This window comes from Pseudomonas sp. IPO3778, from assembly GCF_013386825.1.
GTDB lineage: Bacteria > Pseudomonadota > Gammaproteobacteria > Pseudomonadales > Pseudomonadaceae > Aquipseudomonas.
In genome coordinates, this window is sequence record NZ_JACARC010000027.1 from 48,237 (window position 1) to 69,942 (window position 21,706).

Below are 21,706 nucleotides of genomic sequence, written 5' to 3' on the forward strand. Positions count from 1 at the left end.
GCCGGACTATTCTGACAGTTCGCTGTGCGAAGTCTCGCCACACAGGAGGTGTGTCATGCACGCAGTTGAGCACAAGGTCCGGCTGGAGCGGATCAGTCAGGAACGCTATATCCAGGCACCTATCGACGACGTTTACGACTACGTCACCCAACCGGATCGCTGGCATGAATGGCATCCGACATCCTTGAACGCCGACACCGGAACCACCGGTTCACTGCCCTGCGGTCATCGATTTACTGAAACCATCGACCTGCTGGGTGTGCGGGTACCCATGAGCTATCGGGTGCAAACGGCGCTGCGACCGCGGGAGTTCAAGACCGCGTTCACCTCCCTGGCCGTCGACGGCTGTATTCAGTACTTACTGCAGGTACAAGGCAACGGCACGTTGTTCAAGCGCATCCTGACCTATGAAACCGAACTGCAACTGGCCACCCTGCATGAACGCATGATCGCCCTCTCCAATCAGGCCCTTGACCAGCTCAAGCAGCGCCTGGAATCCCCGCCAGCCTGACACAACCGTCATCTGCCCCTCAGGTTCCCGACAGCGCCAGGCCCCTATTCTGGTGCTGTCGGTTCTTCGTAAAACTTCGTAACACTCCCGGGAAACCCTTTTGTAAAAAGCAGGGAGAATGCCCGGCTGTTGTCCCTTATCTGACGAGATGATGATGAAAACCACCCTGCGACTGGCCGCGCTGTCGGCCCTGCTCATGAGTCCCCTGGCCCAGGCGGCGGAGTTGATCCCGATTGATGTGCACCGCGATGCCAACTGCGGCTGCTGCAAAAAGTGGATCGCCCACCTGGAAAGCAACGGGTTCAAGGTCAATGACCATGTGGAAGCCAACATGAGTGAGGTCAAGCAACGCCTGGGCGTAGCGCCGCGCCTGGCGTCGTGCCACACCGGGGTGATCGACGGCAAGTTCGTCGAAGGCCATGTACCCGCCGATCAGGTGCTGGCCCTGCGCAAGCGCGACGATTTGCTGGGCATTGCGGCACCGGGTATGCCCCTGGGCTCGCCGGGCATGGAGATGGACGGCAGCAGCGAGGCCTATCAGGTGATCGGCCTGACCCGTGAAGGCCAGGACGTGGTGGTGGCTGACTACCCGGCCCGCTGATCGATGCTCGCCGGTTACCTGGGGCTGTTTTTTGCCGCCTTCGGCGCTGCCACGCTGTTGCCGATGCAGTCGGAGGCGGTACTGGTGGGGCTGTTGATCAGCGGGCATTACAGCCTGTGGCTGCTGCTGGTGGTTGCAACGGTTGGCAATGTCTTGGGCTCGGTGGTCAATTGGCTGCTGGGGCGCTCGGTGGAGCGCTTCAAGGCGCGGCGCTGGTTTCCGGTGAGCCCGAAACACCTGGAAAAGGCCCGTACCCACTATCAACGCTGGGGACACTGGTCATTGTTGCTCAGTTGGGTGCCGATCATCGGTGACCCGCTGACCCTGGTGGCCGGGGTGATGCGCGAGCCGTTCTGGCGTTTTCTGCTGCTGGTGACCCTGGCCAAAAGCGCCCGTTACGGGGTGCTGGCGATGCTCACCCTGCACTGGATTTAATCTCCCGTTAATCCCCTCGCCACAGCATCCGGGCACTGTTTCCGGAGCTTGAACCCATGTCCAACATCCGCTCACTCTGCGTCGCCAGCCTGCTGCTCGGCAGTGCCCTTCCCGCCTTTGCCGCGACAGAAGGCCCGACCTACGGCCCCGAACTGCAAGGCTTCCAATACCCTTATCCGGTGGAGCACTTCACCTTCCAGTCCCAGGGCAAATCCCTGCAAATGGGCTACATGGACGTGCCGGCCAAAGGCAAGGCCAATGGCCGCAGCATCGTGCTGATGCACGGCAAGAATTTCTGCGGCGCCACCTGGGATGACTCGATCAAGGCCTTGAGCGACGCCGGCTACCGGGTGATCGCCCCCGACCAGGTGGGTTTCTGCACCTCCAGCAAGCCGGACAACTACCAGTACAGCTTCCAGCAACTGGCGATCAACACCCACCAACTGCTGGAAAAGCTCGGCATTCAAAAGGCCACGCTCCTCGGCCACTCCACCGGCGGCATGCTTGCCACGCGCTATGCCCTGCTGTACCCCGAGCAAACCGAGCAACTGGCGCTGGTCAACCCCATCGGCCTGGAAGACTGGAAAGCCATTGGCGTGCCCTACCGCAGCGTGGACCAATGGTACGAGCGCGAACTGAAGCTGACCGCCGACGGCATCCGCAACTATGAGCGCGACACCTACTACGCCGGCCACTGGAAGCCTGAATACGAGCGCTGGGTGCAGATGCTCGCCGGCATGAACAAGGGCCCCGGCCACACCCAGGTGGCATGGAACTCGGCGCTGATTTACGACATGATCTTCACCCAGCCGGTGTACTACGAGTTCAAGGACCTGCAGATGCCCACCCTGCTGCTGATCGGCACCGCCGACAACACCGCCATTGGCAAAGACATCGCGCCACCGGCGGTCAAGGCGAAGATCGGCAACTACGCCGTGTTGGGCAAGCAAGTGGCCAAGCTGATCCCCCATGCCACCCTGGTGGAGTTCCCGGGCCTGGGCCATGCGCCGCAAATGGAAGAGCCGGCACAGTTTCACAAGGCGCTGTTGCACGGGCTGAACGCCCTCTAATCCAACCTTTTTCGAGGCACGCGTGAATGTCGGTACAGATCGCAGTGATTGATGATTGGCAGAATGTGGCCAGTGGCGTGGTGGACTGGTCAGTCCTGGCGTCCGTGGGCCAGGTGCACTTCCTCCACGATTACCCGGCGGACACCGCCACACTGATTGAGCGTTTGCAGGGCTTCGAGGTGATCTGCGTGATGCGCGAGCGCACCCCTTTCGATCAGGCGCTGCTGCAAGGCTTGCCCAGGCTCAAGCTGCTGGTGACCGGCGGCATGCGCAACGCGGCCATCGACATCCCTGCCGCCAAGGCCCTGGGTATCCAGGTGTGCGGCACCGACAGTTACAAGCACGCGGCCCCGGAACTGACCTGGGCGCTGATCATGGCGTCCACCCGCAACCTGCTGGCCGAAGCCAACTCCCTGCGGGCCGGTGGTTGGCAAGTGGGCCTGGGTGGCGACCTGTACGGCAAGACCCTGGGAATCCTTGGGCTGGGGAGTATCGGCCAGAAGATCGCAAAATACGGCCAGGCATTTGGCATGCGGGTGATTGCCTGGAGCGAAAACCTCACGCCGGAACGTGCTGCCGAAGCCGGCGTGACCTGGGTCAGCAAGCGCGAGCTGTTTGAACAGGCGGACGTGCTGTCGATTCACCTGGTGCTCAGTGACCGCAGCCGCGGGCTGGTGGACGCCGAGGCGCTGGGCTGGATGAAACCTACGGCGCATCTGGTCAACACCGCACGCGGGCCGATTGTGGATGAGGCCGCCTTGATTGACGCCTTGGCCCATGGCCGGCTGGCCGGCGCTGCCCTGGATGTGTACGCCCAGGAGCCATTGCCTGAGGGGCATGCGTTCCGGCAGTTGCCCAACGTGTTGGCCACGCCACATGTCGGTTATGTCAGCCAGCAGAACTACCGTCAGTTCTATGAGCAGATGATCGAAGACATTCAGGCATGGGCCAACGGCCAACCCGTTCGCCCGTTGTCTTGAATACCCGCCGCACCATTTAAGGGCGCCCACTACCTTGTGGCGAGGGGGCTTGTCCCCCGTTGGGTCGCGCAGCGGCCCCAAATCAGACACGGCGCTCTGCCTGAATGTGCACCACGGCTTTTAAAGGGCTGCTGCGCAGCCCGACGGGGGACAAGCCCCCTCGCCACAGGACAAGCTCCCTCACCACAGGGACAAGCTCCCTCATCACAGGGACACGCTCCCTCACCACAGGACAAGCCCCCTCGCCATAAAAAGCCTTCTCGCCACGGGAGAACGGCCCTTCCCTGCACATGAAAAAAATTTGTCCTACAAAATTACCCCACAGACCCCACGGGCTCTGGATCTTGTCCTAGACTCATGACCGATGGGTCCGTTCCAAAACAAAAACCCCGCAAAAAATCGAAACTTTCCAACTCTGCCGTAGGTCAGGTTTAAGGTAAGGCGAGCGCTGACGGTTCACGCCGAACGCCCGTCCATCCACTCTATTTAAGACTCCAACACAACTGGCATAAGGCTTGCCAGTCTGTGTAGCGCTTGTGCGCCTGGCCGCAGGATGCGGTCAACCTTTGCTGATTGCCATATGCCATCAGCCGACCAACACATGGGAGAGAACTATGATCAGTGCCGCTGTAGATACTCAGGGAGAGCGTTTTAGTCAGCCGGTTGGCGGGCCGACCTCATTGGCCGACCTGCCCAACACGCTGCGGCCGGTTCAAAGTCAGAATCCCAATCGCAAGAAAGTACTGTTTGTGACCTCGGAACTGGCTGACCTGGTGAAAACCGGCGGCCTGGGTGACGTGTCCGCCGCCCTGCCCCGCGCCATGGCGCACCTGCACGATGTGCGGGTGCTGATCCCCGGCTACCCGCAGGTGCTCGACAGTGACAACCCCATTCATATCATCGGCGAGCTGGGCGGCCATGCCGCGTTGCCACCGTGCAAGATCGGGCGCATGGACCTCAAGGATGGCCTGGTCATCTACGTGCTGATCTGCCCCGAGCTTTACGAGCGTGAAGGCACCCCTTACGGCGCCAACAACGGCCGTGACTGGCCCGACAACCATATCCGCTTCGCTCGTCTGGGCCTGGCCGCCGCCGACATTGCCGCCAACCTGGCGCAAATCCACTGGTGCCCGGACCTGGTGCACGCCCATGACTGGCCCGCCGGCCTGGCGCCAGCCTATATGCACTGGCGTGGGTCACGCACCCCGACCCTGTTCACCATCCACAACCTGGCTTACCAGGGTGTGGTCAGCCTGGCCTCGTGCCCGGAACTGGGGATTCCCGAACACGCCTTGCAACAGGAAGGCATGGAGTTCTACGGCAAGCTGTCATTCCTGAAGGCCGGCATGGCGTATTCCAGCCATATCACCACGGTCAGCGCGACCTACGCCCAGGAAATCACCACCCCCGAATTCGGCTGCGGCCTCGACGGCTTCCTCGCCAGCAAGACCCAGCAAGGCCTGCTCAGCGGTATTCCCAACGGCATCGATGAAAGCTGGGAGTCGTCCACCGACCCCCACCTGACGCACCCCTTCAATATTGGTGACTGGGAAGGCAAGGCGGTGAATGCCGCCCATGTGCGCGAGCTGTTTGGCCTGGATGATTCCACCGGCCCGTTGTTCGCCGTGGTGTCACGCCTGGTCTATCAAAAAGGTCTGGACCTGACGGAAGCGGTCTCCAGTTTTATCGTCGAAAATGGCGGCCAGATTGCGATCATCGGTCGCGGCGAGCCGGAAGAAGAGCAAGCCATGCGCGCCCTGGCCCTGCGCTTTCCCGGGCAGATCGGCGTGCGCATCGGCTTCAACGAGACTGACGCCCGGCGCATGTTTGCCGGCAGCGACTTCCTGCTGATGCCGTCCCGTTATGAACCCTGCGGCCTGAGCCAGATGTATGCCCAGCGCTTTGGTTCGTTGCCGGTAGCCCGCAACACCGGCGGCCTGGCCGACACCATCGAAAATGGCGTCACCGGTTTCCTGTTCAACGAATCCACCGTCGAAAGCTACGAAGCGGCCTTGAGCCGTGCGTTCAAGGTCTTCGCCTTCCCTGGCCTGCTCAACGCCATGCGTTGCCGGGCCATGGCCGCACCGTTCAACTGGTGCCAGGCAGTGGAACCCTACGCCGAACTTTACGAACAACTGGTGGCGAAAGCGCTGGGAAGATCGGGGAAACAGTAAAAAAGAGGTCTTCATAGATGCCGTCAAGGACTCTGGAAACCTGGCCCCACGGCGCGATCATGCTGGATGCGGAACACACCCGTTTCGCCTTGTGGGCGCCAGACGCGTTTTATGTCAGCGTGGAATTTGAAGAAGGTAAATCGGTAGCGATGCTGCCCCAGGCCGATGGCTGGTTTGTGGTGCAGCTGCAATGCCCGCCGGGCACACGCTACCGCTACAGCATCGACGGTGAACAGGACGTTCCCGACCCGGCTTCCCGGGCACAGGCCACGGATGTTCACGGCTTCAGCGTGGTGGTCGATCCACTGGCCTATCAGTGGCGCCACAGCCACTGGCAAGGCCGGCCCTGGCACGAAGCCGTGATCTACGAGCTGCACGTGGGCGTGCTGGGGGGCTACGCCGAGGTCGAGAAACACCTGCCGCGCCTCGCGGAGCTGGGCGTCACCGCCATTGAGCTGATGCCCATCGCCCAGTTCCCCGGCGAACGCAACTGGGGCTACGACGGGGTCCTGCCCTACGCCCCACAATCCTCCTACGGTTCGCCCGAACAACTGAAACAGTTGATCGACAGCGCGCACCACCATGGCCTCGCGGTGATCCTCGACGTGGTCTACAACCACTTCGGCCCCGACGGCAACTACCTCGGCACCTACGCCAAGGGCTTCTTTCGCGAAGACGTGCACACGCCCTGGGGCGCCGGCATCGACTTTGATCGCCGGAAAGTCCGGGATTTCTTCATCGATAACGCGCTGATGTGGCTGCTGGAATACCGTTTCGACGGCCTGCGCCTGGACGCCGTGCACGCCATCAACGACCCCGGGTTCCTTGAAGAGTTGGCCGAGCGCGTACGCCTGCAGGTCGATGAAGGGCGCCACGTGTGGCTGGTGCTGGAAAACGAATTCAACCAGGCCAGCCTGCTGGAGCGCGGTTTCGATGCCCAGTGGAACGACGACGGCCACAACGCCCTGCACGTGCTGCTCACCGGCGAAACCGACGCCTACTACACCGACTTCGCCGAAGACCCCACCGGCAAGCTCGCGCGCTGCCTGAGCGAAGGCTTTATCTACCAGGGCCACACCACCCGCCACGGCCACTCACGCGGCGAGCCCAGCGGGCACCTGCCGCCCAGCGCGTTTGTGCTGTTCCTGCAGAACCACGACCAGATCGGCAACCGCGCCCTGGGCGAGCGCCTGCATCAACTGTGCTCGCCCCAGGCCCTGAGCGCGGCGACCACCTTGCTGCTGATGTCACCGATGATCCCCTTGATGTTTATGGGCGATGAGGTCAACGCCGAGGAGCCGTTCCTGTTCTTCACCGACCACCACGGCGAACTGGCCGAGGCGGTACGCGAAGGCCGGCGCAACGAGTTTGCCGACTTTGCCGCATTCAGCGACCCCGAACGCCGGGCACGCATTCCCGACCCCAACGCCCTGCAAACCTTCCGCCGCTCGGCACCCGCCCTCGCCGACTGTAGCGACTCCCAGCTGTACCGCCACCTGCTGAGCCTGCGCCACCAGCACATCGTGCCGCACCTGCCGGGCAGCGTGGCCCTGGGCGCCCAAGTGCTGGCGGAAGGCGTGGTCACCGCGCGCTGGCGCCTGGGCAACGGCAGCCTGTTGCAGATTGACCTCAACCTGAGCGCCGATTCTCTGAACTACCCGGCCGCCGAGCACCTCCTATTTGTGACGCAGGAAAGTGGAGCCGAACACCTGGCTCCCTTCAGCGCCCGCGTCAGCCTGACCCATTCCCCTGTTGGAGAGCACCCTTGAGCGATGCGCAATTGGAAATACTCGCCAGCCGAGCGGGCCTGGCCGTCGATTGGATCGACGCTAACGGCCGCCCGCAACATGTAAAACCCGACGCCCTGCGCGCCGTACTCAAAGGCCTGGGCCACCCGGCCGACAGCGATGCCGCCATCGAAGCCAGCCTGCTGGACCTGGAGCGCGTGCAGCAAGACAAGCACCTGCCACCGCTGATGACCGTCGACAGCGGCGCCGGCCTGGACCTGGCGCGCTACTTCGCCCCGGGCACGCCCTGCCAGATTCACCTCGAAGACACCAGCGTGCTCGACCTGACACTGGACGATGACGCCGTGTTGCCCGGCTCGATCCCGGTGGGCTACCAGCAAGTGCATATCGCCGACCAGCATTTCACCCTGGCCGTCGCGCCCACTCACTGCTACACCGTCGCTGAAGCAGTCGACACCCAAACCGCCCGCGCCTGGGGCCTGAGTGCCCAACTGTATTCCCTGCGCCGCGCAGGCGACGGTGGCTTTGGCGACACCCAGGCCCTGGAACACCTGGCCCGTTCCGCCGCCGAGCGTGGCGCCGATGCGCTGGCCATCAGCCCGATGCACGCGATGTTCAGCGCCGACACCGAGCGCTTCAGCCCGTATTCCCCCTCCAGTCGCCTGTTCCTCAACAGCTTGTACGCGTCCCCCGGCTGCATCCTCGGCGAACGCGCCGTGCAAATCGCCATCGACGCCAGCGGCCTGGCCGACGAGTTGAACGACCTTGAGCAACAAAGCCTGATTGACTGGCCGGCCGCCGCCAAAGCCAAGCAGCGCCTGTTGCGCACCCTGTACGAAGACTTCCGCCAGGGCGATCACCCACAACACGCCGACTTCCTGAGCTTTCGACAGGCCGGCGGCGAAGCCCTGGAAAACCACTGCCGCTTCGAAGCCGTGCAAGCCGAACGTGCGGCCAACGGCGAGAGCCTCGACTGGCGCCACTGGCCCGAGGACTGGCACAGCCCGCAAAGCCCGGCACTGGCACAGTTCGCCGAAGCCAACCGGGATGAAATCGGCTTCTACGCGTTCAGCCAATGGCTGATCGCCCGCTGCCTGGAACGCGCGCAACAAGCAGCGCGCGGCAGTGGCATGGGCGTCGGCCTGATCGCCGACCTCGCGGTGGGCGCCGATGGCGGCGGCAGCCAGGCCTGGAGCCGCCAGGATGAACTGCTGGCAGACTTGACCGTGGGTGCGCCACCCGACATTCTCAACCGCGCCGGCCAGGGCTGGGGCATCTCCGCCTTCTCCCCGGAAGGCCTCAAGCGCAATGGCTTTCGCGCGTTTATCGAAATGCTGCGGGCCAACTTCGCCCATGCCGGCGGCTTGCGCATTGACCATGTGATGGGCCTGCAACGCCTGTGGGTGATCCCGATGGACGCCTCGCCGCGGGACGGAGCCTATCTGTATTACCCGGTGGATGACCTGCTGCGGCTATTGGCCCTGGAATCGAGCCGCCATCAGGCGATCGTCCTCGGCGAAGACCTCGGCACCGTGCCTGACGGCCTGCGGGAAAAGCTGATCGCCCGCTCGATCCTCGGCATGCGCGTGCTGCTGTTCGAACAAGACCACGGCGGCCAGTTCAAGCCGATTCTGGATTGGCCGGACAACGCCCTGGCCACCACCAGCACCCACGATTTGCCGACCCTCAACGGCTGGTGGCACAGCCGGGACATCGACTGGAATATCCAGTTGGGCCTGATCGATGCGCCCACCGTGGAGCAATGGAGCGAACACCGCCTGCGGGAACGCCAGGCGCTGCGCCAGGCCTTGAGCCAGGACCCGCAGAACTTCACCGAGGAAGTGCGCAACGAAACCGACCACGTCATCGATGCCAGCGTGCGCTACCTGGGCCACACCCGCGCGCCCTTGGTGTTGCTGCCCCTGGAAGATGCCCTGGGCGTGGAGGAGCAAGCCAACCTGCCCGGCACCACCGACACCCACCCGAACTGGCGGCGTCGCCTGCCGGGCGCTGCAGCCACCCTGCTCGATGATGAAAACGCCGCCCGCCGCCTTGAGCTGCTGGCCGTGGCGCGCCTCCAGGCCCACGAGCGTGACCGATGAAGCCATTGACCCTGCGGGCCACCCAACGCCTGCAATTTCACAAGGGTTTTACCCTCGACGATGCCGTGCCGCTGGTGCCGTACTTCGCCGAACTGGGCATCAGCCACCTCTACGCCTCGCCGCTGCTGAGCGCCCGCGCCGGCTCGATGCACGGCTATGACGTGGTCGACCCCACCACCGTCAATCCAGAACTGGGCGGCGAACCGGCGCTGCGCCGGCTGGTCGCCGCGCTGCGCGAACACCAGATGGGCCTGATCCTCGATATCGTGTCCAACCATATGGCCGTTGGCGGTGCCGATAACCCGTGGTGGCTGGACCTGCTGGAATGGGGCCGGCTGAGTCCCTACAGCGAATTCTTCGACATTCAATGGCACTCCCCAGACCCGCTGCTCAAGGGCCAACTGTTGATGCCGTTCCTCGGCAGCGACTACGGCGAAGCCCTGCAATCCGGCGCCCTGCCCCTGCGCTTCGACCCAGGGCACGGCAGCTTTTTTGTGGAGCATTACGAACACCGCTTTCCGATCTGCCCACGGGAATACGGCGAACTGGTGCCCATCAAGGCATTGGCCGATCGCTTCAGCAGCCTGGCCTATCAGCCGGACGCCTACCCCCAGGCCGCCGCCCTGAAACAGGAACTGATCGAAGCGGCCCGCGATCCCGAAACCCTCAAGGCCATCGAAGACAACATTGACCTCTACGACGCACGCCAGCCCGACGGTTTTGCCCGCCTGCACCACCTGCTGGAACAACAGAGCTACCGCCTGGCCAGTTGGCGCACGGCGGCGGACGATATCAACTGGCGGCGCTTCTTCGACGTCAACGAGCTGGGCGGCCTGCGGGTAGAGCGCAGCGCGGTGTTCGAAGCGACCCACGGCAAGATCTTCCAGTTGATCGGCGAAGGCCTGATCGACGGCCTGCGCATCGACCATATCGACGGTCTCGCCGACCCGCGCGGGTACTGCCGCAAGCTGCGGCGCCGCGTCGACTCACTGGCGGGCGGGCGGCACCTGCCGATCTTCGTCGAGAAGATCCTCGGCGAAGGCGAAACCCTGCGCGAAGACTGGTGCGTGGACGGCACCACCGGCTACGAATTCATGAACCAGCTGTCGTTGCTGCAACACGACCCCAAAGGCTTCGAACCCCTGGCTGACTTATGGACTCGCCACACCGAACGCCCGTCTGCGTTTATCGAAGAAGCATGGCTGGCCCGCCAGCAGATCCTCAACGGTTCCCTGGCCGGCGACTTTGAAAGCGTGGCCCAGGCCCTGCTGCAAGTGGCCCGGGACGATGTGATGAGCCGCGACCTGACCCTGGGTGCGATTCGCCGGGCCTTGCAGGAACTGATCGTGCACTTCCCGGTGTACCGCACCTACATCAGCGCCCGGGGCCGCAGCGAACGGGATGACGTGTTTTTCCTGCAAGCCCTGGCCGGTGCCCGCAGCACCTTGAGCGAAGCCGACTGGCCGGTGCTCGACTGCCTGGAAAAATGGCTCGGTGGCCAGCCCTGGCGCGACCGCCCGCTGGGCCGCGAACGCAAGATGCTCAAGCACGCCTGCGTGCGTTTCCAGCAACTCACGTCTCCGGCGGCGGCCAAGGCCGTGGAAGACACCGCGTTCTATCGCTCGGGGGTGTTGCTGTCGCGCAATGACGTGGGCTTCAGCACCGAGCAATTCAGCGCGCCGCTGGACGACTTCCACGCCGCCAACCAACAGCGCCTGCAGACCTTTCCCGATAACCTGTTGGCCACCGCCACCCACGACCACAAGCGCGGCGAAGACACCCGCGCGCGCCTGGCGGTGCTCAGCGAATGCGCCGACTGGTACGCCGAACAGGTGGAGCAATGGCGCACCCTGGCCGCCCGCCTGCGCAGCGATGCCCATACGCCCTCGGCCGGTGACGAACTGATCCTCTATCAGGTACTGCTGGGCAGTTGGCCCCTGGACCTGCACCGCGACGATGCCGAGGGCCTGGCGGACTATCACCAGCGCCTCTGGCAGTGGCAACAGAAAGCCCTGCGCGAAGCCAAGTTGCAAAGCAGTTGGAGCGCGCCCAACGAGCTGTATGAACAGGGTGTCGAAGCCTTCCTGTCACGGCTGCTGCTGGAGGACTCCGGCAAGGCCCTGCGCGACGCCATCGGCGAAGCCGCCCAGGCCATCGCCCCGGCGGGCGCGGTCAACGGGCTGGCGCAATCCTTGCTTCGGCTCACCGTGCCGGGCGTGCCGGATTTATATCAGGGCGATGAGTTCTGGGACTTCACGCTTGTGGACCCTGATAACCGCCGGCCGGTGGACTTTCACGCGCGAGAACAGGGGCTGCACACGCCGCCGGACATCGGCGAGCTGATGTTCAACTGGCATGACGGGCGCCTCAAGCAGGCACTGATCGGCCAGGTCCTGGCGCTGCGCAAGGCGTATCCGCAGCTGTTTCGCCAGGGCACTTACGACCCCCTGGAAGTGGTGGGCGAGCAGGCCGAACGGGTGGTTGCCTTCTACCGGGAATACCAGGGCAAACAGTTGCTGGTGGTGGTGCCGCGCTGGCCTCACGGGCTGCTTGAAAACGGTGTGTACCCGCTGATCAACGCGCAGATTTGGGGCGATACCCGGGTCCGGTTACCGTTCGCCGCTCCAACCCGAAATTGGAAGGGACTTTTCCGAACAGGCGCAGTCACACCCAACAAGGAGCTCATGATCAGCGCTGCCCTGGGGGACTTCCCGGTCAATGTCTTTATCAATCCTGATGATCAAGAAAGCTGAAATTTTCTGTGAGGAGCATTGCGATGAGTACTGAAGACAAACGCATACGCGAGTTGGCGCATCAGATCTGGGAGTCTGAAGGTAAACCCCACGGCGAAGATGCGCGACACTGGGAGATGGCGCGCAAACTGGCGGAAGCCGAAGCGCTGACGCCATCCAAGCCAAAGGCTGCCGCCAAGCCCAAAGCCGCGCCGAAACCCAAGGCCGCAGCAGCGCCGGCCAAGCCTGTTGCCGACAAAAAACCCAAGGCGCCGCGCAAGCCCGCCAGCTGACAAAGGCCCCTTGTGGGAGCGGGCTTGCCCGCGATGGCGGCGGCACATTCAGCATCGATGTCGCCAGCTACTCCGCCATCGCAGGCAAGCCAGCTCCCACAGGGGAAACCGCATCCAATTCAAGATTTTCATCTGGCTTCACGCCGGCAAGGCCTCGTTCGGCCCGGAAAAACCTTTTGCAGGAGCACCTCAATGAGCAAACCCAACAAGCCCAACTCGACGCCGGAAAACGAGCCGTCGCGGATTCGTGAAGGTTTGCCCTTCCCCCTCGGCGCGACCTGGGATGGTCTGGGGGTCAACTTTGCGCTGTTCTCGGCCAACGCCATCAAAGTCGAGCTGTGCATTTTCGACGACAGCGGCGAAGTCGAACTGGAACGCATCGAACTGCCGGAATACACCGACGAGACCTTCCACGGCTACCTGCCCGACGCCCACCCAGGGCTGATCTACGGCTATCGCGTGTACGGTCCCTATGACCCGGCCAACGGTCATCGCTTCAACCACCACAAACTGCTGATCGACCCCTACGCCAAACAATTGGTGGGCGAACTCAAGTGGTCCGAGGCGTTGTTTGGCTACACCATCGGCCACCCCGACGCCGACCTCAGTTTCGACGAGCGCGACAGCGCGCCCTTCGTGCCCAAATGCAAAGTCATCGACCCGGCCCACACCTGGGGCAACGACCAGCCGGTGCGTACGCCGTGGGACCGCACGATCATTTATGAAACCCACTTGCGCGGCATCACCATGCGCCACCCTTCGGTGCCTGAGGAAGTGCGCGGCACCTGCGCCGGGCTGATGGTCGACGACGTGCTCAAGCACATTCGCCAGTTGGGCGTGTCGTCGGTGGAACTGCTGCCGGTGCACGCCTTCGTCAACGACCAGCACCTGCTGCAAAAAGGCATGACCAACTACTGGGGCTACAACAGCATTGCCTTCTTTGCGCCGGACCCGCGCTACCTGGCCAGCGGCAAGATCGCCGAGTTCAAGGAGATGGTTGCGCACCTGCATGAAGCCAAGCTGGAAGTGATTCTGGACGTGGTCTACAACCACACCGCCGAAGGCAACGAGCAAGGCCCGACCCTGTCCATGCGCGGCATCGACAACGCGTCGTACTACCGCCTGATGCCCGATGACAAGCGCTTCTACATCAACGACTCCGGCACCGGCAACACCCTGGACCTGAGCCACCCGTGCGTGCTGCAGATGGTCACCGACTCGTTGCGCTACTGGGCCACCGAGATGCACGTCGACGGTTTTCGCTTCGACCTGGCCACCATTCTCGGCCGCTACCGCGACGGCTTTGACGAGCGCCACAGCTTCCTCGTGGCCTGCCGCCAGGACCCGGTGCTGCGCCAGGTGAAAATGATCGCCGAGCCCTGGGACTGCGGCCCCGGTGGTTATCAGGTGGGCGGTTTCCCGCCGGGCTGGGTGGAATGGAACGACCGCTTCCGCGACACCGTGCGCTCGTTCTGGAAAGGCGATGACGGCCAATTGGCCGACTTCGCCGGGCGCATGACCGCCTCGGGCGAGATGTTCAACCAGCGTGGCCGTCGCCCCTACAGCTCGGTGAACTTCATCACCGCCCATGACGGTTTTACCCTGCACGACCTGGTGTCCTACAACGACAAGCACAACGAAGCCAACGACGAGAACAACCAGGACGGCAGCAATAACAACCTGTCGTGGAACCATGGCGTTGAAGGCCCCACCGACGACCCGGAAATCAACGCGCTGCGCCTGCGCCAGATGCGCAATTTCTTCGCCACCCTGCTGCTGGCCCAAGGCACCCCCATGCTGGTGGCCGGTGACGAGTTCGCCCGCACCCAGCACGGCAACAACAACGCCTACTGCCAGGACAGCGAGATCGGCTGGATCAACTGGGACCTGGACGAAGACGGCAAGGCCCTGCTCAAGTTCGTCAAGCGCCTGATCAAGCTGCGCCTGGCGTACCCGATCCTGCGGCGCGGACGCTTCCTGGTGGGCGACTACAACGAAGACATCGGCGTCAAGGACGTCACCTGGCTGGCGCCCAGCGGTGATGAAATGACCACCGAGCAATGGCAAGACAGCCACGGGCGTTGCCTGGGCATGTTGATGGATGGCCGCGCCCAGGAAACCGGGATTCGCCGCCCGGGGGCTGACGCCACGTTGTTGCTGGTGGTCAACGCCCACCACGACATGGTCAATTTCCGCCTGCCGCCGGTACCGGACGGTGGTTTCTGGACCTGCATGCTCGACACCAACCAGCCGTCGGTGCGAGGCCAGGAGCGTTTCGATTTCGATCATGAATACGCCGTCACCGGGCGTTCGCTGTTGCTGTTTGAATTGCAGCAAGAGGAAGAGGCGTGAAATGGACTTGCACGATTTTCTGCACCATCACTTGGGTTACCCGGACACACCGGCCCTGGGCCGCGCGCTGGGCACCCTGGTAGAAAGTGGCCTGGATCAATTGCCCCGGCCGGGCAGCGGCCAGACCCTGCAACGGTTCAGTCGCCTGGCCCAGGTAGGCGGCCATGACCTGGGGCTGTGCAAGTTGTTCGAGGGGCATACCGATGCCTTGGCAATCATCGCTGAACTGGACAGCCCGCTCCCGCCTGTTGGCAGCACCTGGGGGATGTGGGCCGCCGAGCCGCCCACGGCCAGGGTGCGGGTGCGGCGCGACGGCCAGCGCCTGGTACTGGAAGGCCGCAAGGCCTGGTGTTCCGGTGCGGCGGTGGTCAGCCATGGTTTGCTGACGGCCTGGGACGACGAGGATCGCCAACAGTTGGTGGCGGTGCCAATGGAACAGCCGGGGGTGACCGTCACCGGTGACGGCTGGCAGGCAGTGGGGATGGCGGCCACGGGCAGTGTCGAGGTGTTGTTCGACCGTGCCACCGGGCTGGCGGTGGGCGGCCCCGGTGATTATCTGGAACGGGCCGGTTTCTGGCAGGGCGGGATCGGGATCGCGGCCTGCTGGTACGGCGCCGCACAGCGCCTGGCCGAAGCCCTGCGCGAGCACTGCGCCCGGAGCAAGGAGCCCCATGCGCTGGCCCATTTGGGCGCGGTCGACAGTGCCCTGCACAGCGCCGCCTGCGTACTGCGCAACAGCGCCGTACACATCGACCGCCAGCCCAAAGCCAATGCCCAACGCCTGGCGCAACAGGCACGGGCCTGTGTCGAAGACTCGGTGGAGCAAGTGGTGCGCCATGTGGGCCGGGCGCTGGGCGCAGGCCCTTACTGCAAGGACCCGCACTTTGCCCAACTGATGGCGGACCTGCCGGTGTACGTCCGTCAAAGCCATGCCGAGCGCGACCTGGCCGCCCTCGGTCAACACGTCGCCGACACCACAGGGCAGTGGCAACTATGAAAACCAATCCTATCGTCGGCCAGGGCACGCCGTTGCACCTGTGGCAAAGCTCGGCGCACCTGGCCGGGCTGGCCTGCGTCGATATTGCCGACCTGGTGCCTGAAGGCAGTCGCGCCGTGATCATCGCCCCGCACCCGGACGATGAAGTGCTGGGCTGCGGCGGCCTGCTGCAAGGGCTTGCCGCCCTCGGCCGGCCCATGCTGTTGATCTCCGTCACTGACGGCAGCGCCAGTCACCCGGGCTCGCAACGCTGGCCGGTGGAACGCCTGAGTGTGGTGCGGCCGCAGGAGTCGGCCCAGGCGTTGCATCGCCTGGGCTTGCCCTTGCACAGCCTGAAGTGGCTGCGGGCAGGTTTCAGCGACAGCCAGGTAGCGTCCGGTGAAGACGACCTGAGTCAATTTATCGAGCGCTACCTCAAGCCGGGCGACGTGGTCTTCACCACCTGGCGCGAAGACGGCCATTGCGACCACGAAGCCGTAGGCCGCGCCAGTGCCAAGGCGGCCCGGGCCGTGGGTGCGACCTTGCTGGAACTGCCCGTGTGGACCTGGCACTGGGCAACCCCCGAAGACAGCCAGGTGCCCTGGCACCGCGCGCGCAAAATCCTCCTGACACCTGAAGCCGTGGCCCGCAAACGCCACGCGATCCACGCATTCGCCAGCCAGTTGGAAGGTGACCCGCAGATCGGCCTGCCGCCGGTGCTCGCGCCCTATGTGCTGGAGCGTCTGCTACAACCTTTTGAAGTGGTGTTTGTATGAGTGTCGCCACGCCCTACTTCGACCAATTGTTTGCGGGTAACGACGATCCCTGGGCCTTTCGCCAACGCTGGTACGAACGGCGCAAGCGCGCGCTGACCCTGGCGCTGCTGACGCGGCCGCACTACGCCTCGATCTTTGAACCCGGCTGCGCCAACGGTGAGCTGAGCTTCGAACTGGCCCCGCGTTGCGACCGCCTGCTGTGCTGTGACACGGCGCAGGCAGCCGTCAGCCTGGCGCAGACCCGGCTGGAGCGCTACAGCCACGCCAGGGTGCAACAGAGCCGCTTGCCGGAACAGTGGCCCAGCGAGACGTTCGAGCTGATTGTGCTCAGCGAGCTGTGCTACTACCTCGACCCGAAGGACTTCGACGGGCTGATTGATCGCGCCCTCGCCTCGCTGACGCCTGACGGACAACTCCTCGCCTGCCACTGGCGCCCGCCCATCGAAGGCTGCCCGCAGACGGCGGAACAGGTGCATGCGCGCCTCGGACAACGCCTGGGCATGCCGCCGCTGATACAGCATCACGAAAGCGATTTTCTACTGGACCTGTGGAGCCATGACGGCACCACGGTTGCGACCCTGGAGGGGCTGCGATGATCGGCATCCTGATACCCGTGCACAACGAAGAAACACTGCTGCCCGAATGCCTGAAAGCCGCGATGGTGGCGGCCAGTCATCCGGGGTTGCTGGGTGAAGAGGTGCAGATTCTGGCGGTGCTCGACAGTTGCAGCGATCGCAGTGCCGCGATTGCCCGCCAATACCAGGTGCACAGCCTGGAGGTGCAGGCGCGTAACGTGGGGCACGTGCGCGGCGTGGGCGCGCGGTATTTGTTGAACAACGGCGCGCGCTGGATTTCCTGCACCGACGCCGACAGCCGCGTCGCCCCGGATTGGCTGGTGGCGCAACTGGCCCTGGGGGTGGACGCGGTGTGTGGCACGGTGACGGTGGACGCCTGGAGCGAAGGCTTCGACCCGGCGGCGCAAATCCGCTATCACCAGGCCTATGAGGCCCGGGACGGGCATCGGCATATCCATGGCGCCAACCTCGGCGTGAGCGCGGGTGCCTATGTGCGAGCCGGCGGTTTCGAACCCCTGCCGTGCCATGAAGACGTCGAACTGGTGCGCCAACTGGAACGCTGCGGCGCGTCCATTGCCTGGAGCCACTCGCCCCAGGTGATCACCAGCGCCCGCCTGGATTGCCGCGCCCAGGGCGGTTTTGGTGATTACCTGAAGACCCTGATGCAGGCCCCCTGAAAAAATAGCGACATTGGACTGTGTAAAAGCGACGATTCGTAACTATCATCTGTACTCCTTGCACGGCAATCCAGGGTTGGAACGCCGTCGCGCCGCGAGCGTGCGCTGCATGACGCTCGTGTATCAACAAGAGCCGTCCCGTCAACGGGGTACGGCCAGCACCACCGATGAACAAGGACGTGACACTCATGAAACCTGCACCGCTTAATGACAGCCGCCGGGGCCCCGCGCAAATCTGGAACAGCGCCCCGCAACTGGCGCAAATCCCGGCAATCAATCCCGCCACCCTGGTGCCCGAAGGCAGTCGCGTGGTGGTCATCGCCCCCCATCCCGGCGATGAAGTGATCGCCTGTGGCGGTCTGCTGCAATTGCTCAGCACCCGTGAATACGCCCTGCAACTGATCTCCATCACCGACGGCAGCGCCAGCCATCCCGGCTCCACCGTGTGGCCGGCCAAACGCCTGAGCGTGGTGCGCCCCCAGGAAAGTGTCGAGGCCCTGCGCCGCCTGGGCGTGCCCCTGCACAGCCTGAAATGGATTCGCGGCGGCTTTGCCGACAACGCCCTGGCCGCCCGTGAACAGCAAATGAGCCAGTTCATTGCACGCTACCTGCAAGCGGGCGACGTGGTGTTCACCACCTGGCGCAACGACGGCAACGACGACCATGATGCCGTGGGCCGAGCCGCCGCCAAGGCGTGCGCGCTCAAAGGCGTGCCCCTGCACGAACTGCCGATCTGGGCCTGGCACTGGCCCGTGCGCGAGACAGTCGCCATCCCCTGGCAGCGCGCACGCAAGGTACGGCTCGACACCTGGAGCGTCGCCCGCAAGCTGCATGCCGCCCATGCCTATGCCAGCCAATTGGCGGGGGACCCGGAAATCGGCCTGGCGCCGATCCTGGCGCAGGTGCTGCTGGAACGCATGCGTGAACCCTACGAGATTGTGTTTTTGTAGCCCTCACACACTCGTCCATACCTGTTATTTCTCACAGTAGCGACGCTTCCCGGGCGGCGCTAACGTGAGCGCGTGCGCCTGCCCCGCAGGCGTCCAGGGAGGGCGGACTATGACCGCACGGCTTGCAACCCGGATGCACCTGGGAATCGTCTGTTCGGCCTTGCTGGCGGGCTGGCCGCTGGCTGCACTTGCCGATTGCGTGCTGGTACCCACCGCCGGCGACGACGCGTTCACTTGCAGCAGTGGCAGCAGTGCAGGCGTCGTCGACACCGCAGGCAACAACACGCTGCTGTTCCCCGCCGCCGGCACGGGCGTGATCAATGGCAACGTGACGTTCGGGCCCGGCGGTGACCTCGTGACCATGAATTCGGGCACAGTCGATGGCGCGGTGAACATGGGTGACGGCGCCAACATCTTCCAACTGTTCGGCGGCACCGTGACCGGCAGCATCATCCAGGGTGCCGGCAACGGTATCGTGCAAATCAGCCAGGGCAGTGCCGGGGCGGTCATCCAGGGATTGGGCAACGATAACTTTGCCATGAGCGGCGGCACCATTGCCTCCGTGACCCAGGGCGACGGCGACAATAAAGCGACCCTGAGCACCGGCCGAATCGACGGCGACATGACGGCCGGAAATGGCAATAACAAGATCACCATTGCCAACGGCAGCATTGGCGGCAAGATCAGTGTCGGTAACGGTGGCAACGAAATCATCGTCAAGGGCGGCGATATCACCGGCGGTGTTCAGGCCGGCAATGGCAATAATCTGTTTACCTGGCAAAACGCCGGACTGATTCACGGCCCCATCGTGACAGGCAGCGGTACCGACCGGGCATTCCTGACCGCCCTGACGGAGACGATCATCGCCTCCACGCCCCTGCTGGATGGCGGCCTGGGCAATGACTCGTTGACGTTCGACAACACCCGGGCCGCCACGCCGTCGCGCTACGCCCACTGGGAAACCATCACCCTGAACAACACGTCGGTGTTCACCCTGGGCAGTGGCACCTTCACCCTCGGCGACGCCGGCACCCACACCGGGACCATGGACATCAATATCGGTACCCTACTGGTCACCCAGGGCAGCATCAGCCCCTTTACCGCCGGCCAGCTCACCACGGTGAACAACGGCGGGTTGATCGACATGACCAGCGCCAGCACTACCGCCACCGACAGCCTGACCATCAACGGCAACTACACCGGCAACAATGGACAATTAGCCCTGCAAAGCGTGCTGGCCGGGGACAACGCGCCCAGCGACAAGCTCGTGGTCAACAAAGGCACGATGCAAGGCAGCACGACGATCAACGTGACCAACCTCGCCGGCCCCGGCGCCATGACGGTGCAGAACGGCATCCTGGTGGTCCAGGCGGCCAACGGGGCGACGGCCAGCGACTTGGCCTTCTCGTTGAGAGGCGGTGCTGTGTCTGCCGGGGCTTACGATTACTACCTGTACAAAGGCGGCGTCACCCCCGGCACAGCGCAAAACTGGTACTTGCGTTCATCCGTCGAAGCACCGCCCCTTCCCACCCCGGAAGGGCCTGTGGGTATCATTCCACCGGTCCCGCCCGACGGCGGCATCATTCCACCGGTCCCACCCGACGTCGGTATCTTTCCACCGGTTCCGGCCGACGGAACACCGGGCACGCCAGGCATTTTCCCCGGGGAAGAACCCATTCCCATCTACCGTCCGGAAGTGGCGGACTACTCGGTGTTGTTCCCCGCCGTGCAGCAGATGGTCCAAGGCATGCTGAGTACCTATCACGAGCGCATGGGTGACCAGGGCCCGCCACAACCGACCGGCGCGGCGCCTGCCGGCTGGGCCAGGGTATTTGGCAGCAGCACGCGCCAGTCGTTCTCCGGCACCGTCAGCCCGACCCTGGACAGCTCGCTGTCGGGCTTTCAGGTGGGCACTGACCTGTACGCCTGGACCTCAGACAACGGCCTGACACAGCGCGTGGGGTTCTTCGTCGGCCACAGCCGCCTGACCGGTAATGTGCAGGGCTTTGCCGGCGGGTTCCAGAACATCGACACCGGCGACATCACCCTGCGTGCCGACAGCCTGGGCACCTACTGGACACTGATCGGCGCCAACCGTGCCTACCTCGACCTGGTGCTGATGGGCACCCGGTTCGACGGCCACGACGAATCCCGCCGGGGCATCAAATTGCAAACCAAGGGGCACAACGTGGCGGGCTCGGCGGAGGTCGGCATGCCGTTCGCCGTGTCCGAACACTGGGAAGTGGAGCCCCAGGCCCAGGTAATCATTGACCGTAGCTGGCTGGACAGTCAGAACGACGGCATCGCGGATATTTCGTTCAAGGCTGACACCGCCGTGACCACTCGCCTCGGTGTGCGTTTGCGGGGCGACTACACGCTCAGCGGGATGCCGGTGCAACCTTATGTGCGGGCAAATGTGTGGCACGCCGGAAGCGGAACCAACACCGTCAGGTTCGATGATTCGACGGCTATCGATACCGAGCAGCGATCCACCACGATGGAGGTCAGCGCCGGGGCGACGCTGCAGGTTTCGAAGGCAGTGAAGGTGTATGGGGAGGTGGGGTACAACTGGAGTATGGACGGTAACCCGCTCAATAGCCGGGAAGGCACACTGGGGGTAAAGATCGATTTCTAAACCACCACGCATCCCCAATGTGGGAACGGGCTTGTGTGGGAGCGGGCGTGCTCGCGAATGCGGTGGGTCAGTCGCCGAATATGTTGGCTGATACACCGCCTTCGCGAGCAAGCCCGCTC

Annotated in this window: 17 protein-coding genes; all 17 read left to right on the top strand. The window is 64.0% G+C overall.

What is annotated here, in order from left to right; all coding sequences use genetic code 11:
• Positions 1 to 55: 55 nt before the first annotated feature.
• The 17 genes from HX855_RS11555 to HX855_RS11635 all read left to right on the top strand — a co-directional run bounded on the left by HX855_RS11555 (position 56) and on the right by HX855_RS11635 (position 21,587).
• Positions 56 to 511, top strand: coding sequence for an SRPBCC family protein (locus tag HX855_RS11555; protein WP_177085328.1), 456 nt, complete (start codon positions 56 to 58; stop codon positions 509 to 511).
• Positions 512 to 665: 154 nt separating this feature from the next.
• Positions 666 to 1,112: a DUF411 domain-containing protein gene (locus HX855_RS11560; RefSeq protein ID WP_177085329.1), complete on the top strand. Its 447-nt coding sequence runs from the start codon at positions 666 to 668 to the stop codon at positions 1,110 to 1,112.
• Positions 1,113 to 1,115: 3 nt separating this feature from the next.
• A complete protein-coding gene (locus tag HX855_RS11565; RefSeq protein WP_177085330.1) occupies positions 1,116 to 1,547 on the top strand; it encodes a YqaA family protein in 432 nt (143 codons plus the stop codon).
• 56 nt (positions 1,548 to 1,603) lie between these two features.
• Positions 1,604 to 2,617: an alpha/beta fold hydrolase gene (locus tag HX855_RS11570; RefSeq protein ID WP_177085331.1), complete on the top strand. Its 1,014-nt coding sequence runs from the start codon at positions 1,604 to 1,606 to the stop codon at positions 2,615 to 2,617.
• A 26-nt stretch (positions 2,618 to 2,643) separates the two neighbouring features.
• Positions 2,644 to 3,597, top strand: a complete 954-nt coding sequence (locus tag HX855_RS11575) for a D-2-hydroxyacid dehydrogenase family protein (RefSeq protein WP_177085333.1) — start codon at positions 2,644 to 2,646, stop codon at positions 3,595 to 3,597.
• A gap of 614 nt (positions 3,598 to 4,211) precedes the next feature.
• Positions 4,212 to 5,771: a glycogen synthase GlgA gene (gene glgA / locus HX855_RS11580; RefSeq protein ID WP_177085334.1), complete on the top strand. Its 1,560-nt coding sequence runs from the start codon at positions 4,212 to 4,214 to the stop codon at positions 5,769 to 5,771.
• Between the two features lie 17 nt (positions 5,772 to 5,788).
• Positions 5,789 to 7,540 (top strand): malto-oligosyltrehalose trehalohydrolase, encoded by a 1,752-nt coding sequence (treZ, locus tag HX855_RS11585; protein ID WP_177085336.1) that lies wholly within the window; start codon positions 5,789 to 5,791, stop codon positions 7,538 to 7,540.
• On the top strand, positions 7,537 to 9,621 hold the full coding sequence (gene malQ / locus HX855_RS11590; protein WP_177085337.1) for a 4-alpha-glucanotransferase: 2,085 nt from the start codon (positions 7,537 to 7,539) through the stop codon (positions 9,619 to 9,621). Before treZ ends, malQ begins: the two co-directional genes overlap by 4 nt.
• Complete coding sequence (locus HX855_RS11595) at positions 9,618 to 12,374, top strand: malto-oligosyltrehalose synthase (RefSeq protein WP_177085338.1); 2,757 nt, start codon at positions 9,618 to 9,620, stop codon at positions 12,372 to 12,374. Before malQ ends, HX855_RS11595 begins: the two co-directional genes overlap by 4 nt.
• 23 nt (positions 12,375 to 12,397) lie before the next feature.
• The gene (locus HX855_RS11600) at positions 12,398 to 12,646 is read left to right on the top strand and encodes a DUF2934 domain-containing protein (protein WP_177041747.1); all 249 of its coding nucleotides are present in this window, start codon (positions 12,398 to 12,400) and stop codon (positions 12,644 to 12,646) included.
• Positions 12,647 to 12,838: 192 nt separating this feature from the next.
• The gene (gene glgX, locus HX855_RS11605) at positions 12,839 to 14,998 is read left to right on the top strand and encodes a glycogen debranching protein GlgX (RefSeq protein ID WP_177085339.1); all 2,160 of its coding nucleotides are present in this window, start codon (positions 12,839 to 12,841) and stop codon (positions 14,996 to 14,998) included.
• Between the two features lies 1 nt (position 14,999).
• A complete protein-coding gene (locus tag HX855_RS11610; RefSeq protein WP_177085340.1) occupies positions 15,000 to 15,995 on the top strand; it encodes an acyl-CoA dehydrogenase family protein in 996 nt (331 codons plus the stop codon).
• Complete coding sequence (locus tag HX855_RS11615; RefSeq protein ID WP_177085341.1) at positions 15,992 to 16,750, top strand: PIG-L deacetylase family protein; 759 nt, start codon at positions 15,992 to 15,994, stop codon at positions 16,748 to 16,750. The genes HX855_RS11610 and HX855_RS11615 overlap by 4 nt, the downstream gene beginning before the upstream one ends.
• Positions 16,747 to 17,346 (top strand): SAM-dependent methyltransferase, encoded by a 600-nt coding sequence (locus HX855_RS11620; protein ID WP_177085342.1) that lies wholly within the window; start codon positions 16,747 to 16,749, stop codon positions 17,344 to 17,346. The genes HX855_RS11615 and HX855_RS11620 overlap by 4 nt, the downstream gene beginning before the upstream one ends.
• On the top strand, positions 17,343 to 18,002 hold the full coding sequence (locus tag HX855_RS11625; RefSeq protein ID WP_177085343.1) for a glycosyltransferase family 2 protein: 660 nt from the start codon (positions 17,343 to 17,345) through the stop codon (positions 18,000 to 18,002). Before HX855_RS11620 ends, HX855_RS11625 begins: the two co-directional genes overlap by 4 nt.
• Before the next feature lie 188 nt (positions 18,003 to 18,190).
• Positions 18,191 to 18,952: a PIG-L deacetylase family protein gene (locus HX855_RS11630; RefSeq protein WP_177085344.1), complete on the top strand. Its 762-nt coding sequence runs from the start codon at positions 18,191 to 18,193 to the stop codon at positions 18,950 to 18,952.
• A 109-nt stretch (positions 18,953 to 19,061) separates the two neighbouring features.
• The gene (locus HX855_RS11635; protein WP_177085345.1) at positions 19,062 to 21,587 is read left to right on the top strand and encodes an autotransporter outer membrane beta-barrel domain-containing protein; all 2,526 of its coding nucleotides are present in this window, start codon (positions 19,062 to 19,064) and stop codon (positions 21,585 to 21,587) included.
• The last annotated feature ends 119 nt before the right edge of the window (positions 21,588 to 21,706 follow it).

Coding starts and splice junctions, on each gene's coding strand:
- HX855_RS11600 (WP_177041747.1), top strand. CDS start 12,398: ATGAGTACTGAAGACAAACGCATACGCGAGTTGGCGCATCAGATCTGG.
- HX855_RS11620 (WP_177085342.1), top strand. CDS start 16,747: ATGAGTGTCGCCACGCCCTACTTCGACCAATTGTTTGCGGGTAACGAC.
- HX855_RS11575 (WP_177085333.1), top strand. CDS start 2,644: ATGTCGGTACAGATCGCAGTGATTGATGATTGGCAGAATGTGGCCAGT.
- HX855_RS11630 (WP_177085344.1), top strand. CDS start 18,191: ATGAAACCTGCACCGCTTAATGACAGCCGCCGGGGCCCCGCGCAAATC.
- HX855_RS11595 (WP_177085338.1), top strand. CDS start 9,618: ATGAAGCCATTGACCCTGCGGGCCACCCAACGCCTGCAATTTCACAAG.
- HX855_RS11615 (WP_177085341.1), top strand. CDS start 15,992: ATGAAAACCAATCCTATCGTCGGCCAGGGCACGCCGTTGCACCTGTGG.
- HX855_RS11555 (WP_177085328.1), top strand. CDS start 56: ATGCACGCAGTTGAGCACAAGGTCCGGCTGGAGCGGATCAGTCAGGAA.
- HX855_RS11565 (WP_177085330.1), top strand. CDS start 1,116: ATGCTCGCCGGTTACCTGGGGCTGTTTTTTGCCGCCTTCGGCGCTGCC.
- glgX (WP_177085339.1), top strand. CDS start 12,839: ATGAGCAAACCCAACAAGCCCAACTCGACGCCGGAAAACGAGCCGTCG.
- HX855_RS11635 (WP_177085345.1), top strand. CDS start 19,062: ATGACCGCACGGCTTGCAACCCGGATGCACCTGGGAATCGTCTGTTCG.
- treZ (WP_177085336.1), top strand. CDS start 5,789: ATGCCGTCAAGGACTCTGGAAACCTGGCCCCACGGCGCGATCATGCTG.
- HX855_RS11625 (WP_177085343.1), top strand. CDS start 17,343: ATGATCGGCATCCTGATACCCGTGCACAACGAAGAAACACTGCTGCCC.
- HX855_RS11560 (WP_177085329.1), top strand. CDS start 666: ATGAAAACCACCCTGCGACTGGCCGCGCTGTCGGCCCTGCTCATGAGT.
- HX855_RS11570 (WP_177085331.1), top strand. CDS start 1,604: ATGTCCAACATCCGCTCACTCTGCGTCGCCAGCCTGCTGCTCGGCAGT.
- glgA (WP_177085334.1), top strand. CDS start 4,212: ATGATCAGTGCCGCTGTAGATACTCAGGGAGAGCGTTTTAGTCAGCCG.
- HX855_RS11610 (WP_177085340.1), top strand. CDS start 15,000: ATGGACTTGCACGATTTTCTGCACCATCACTTGGGTTACCCGGACACA.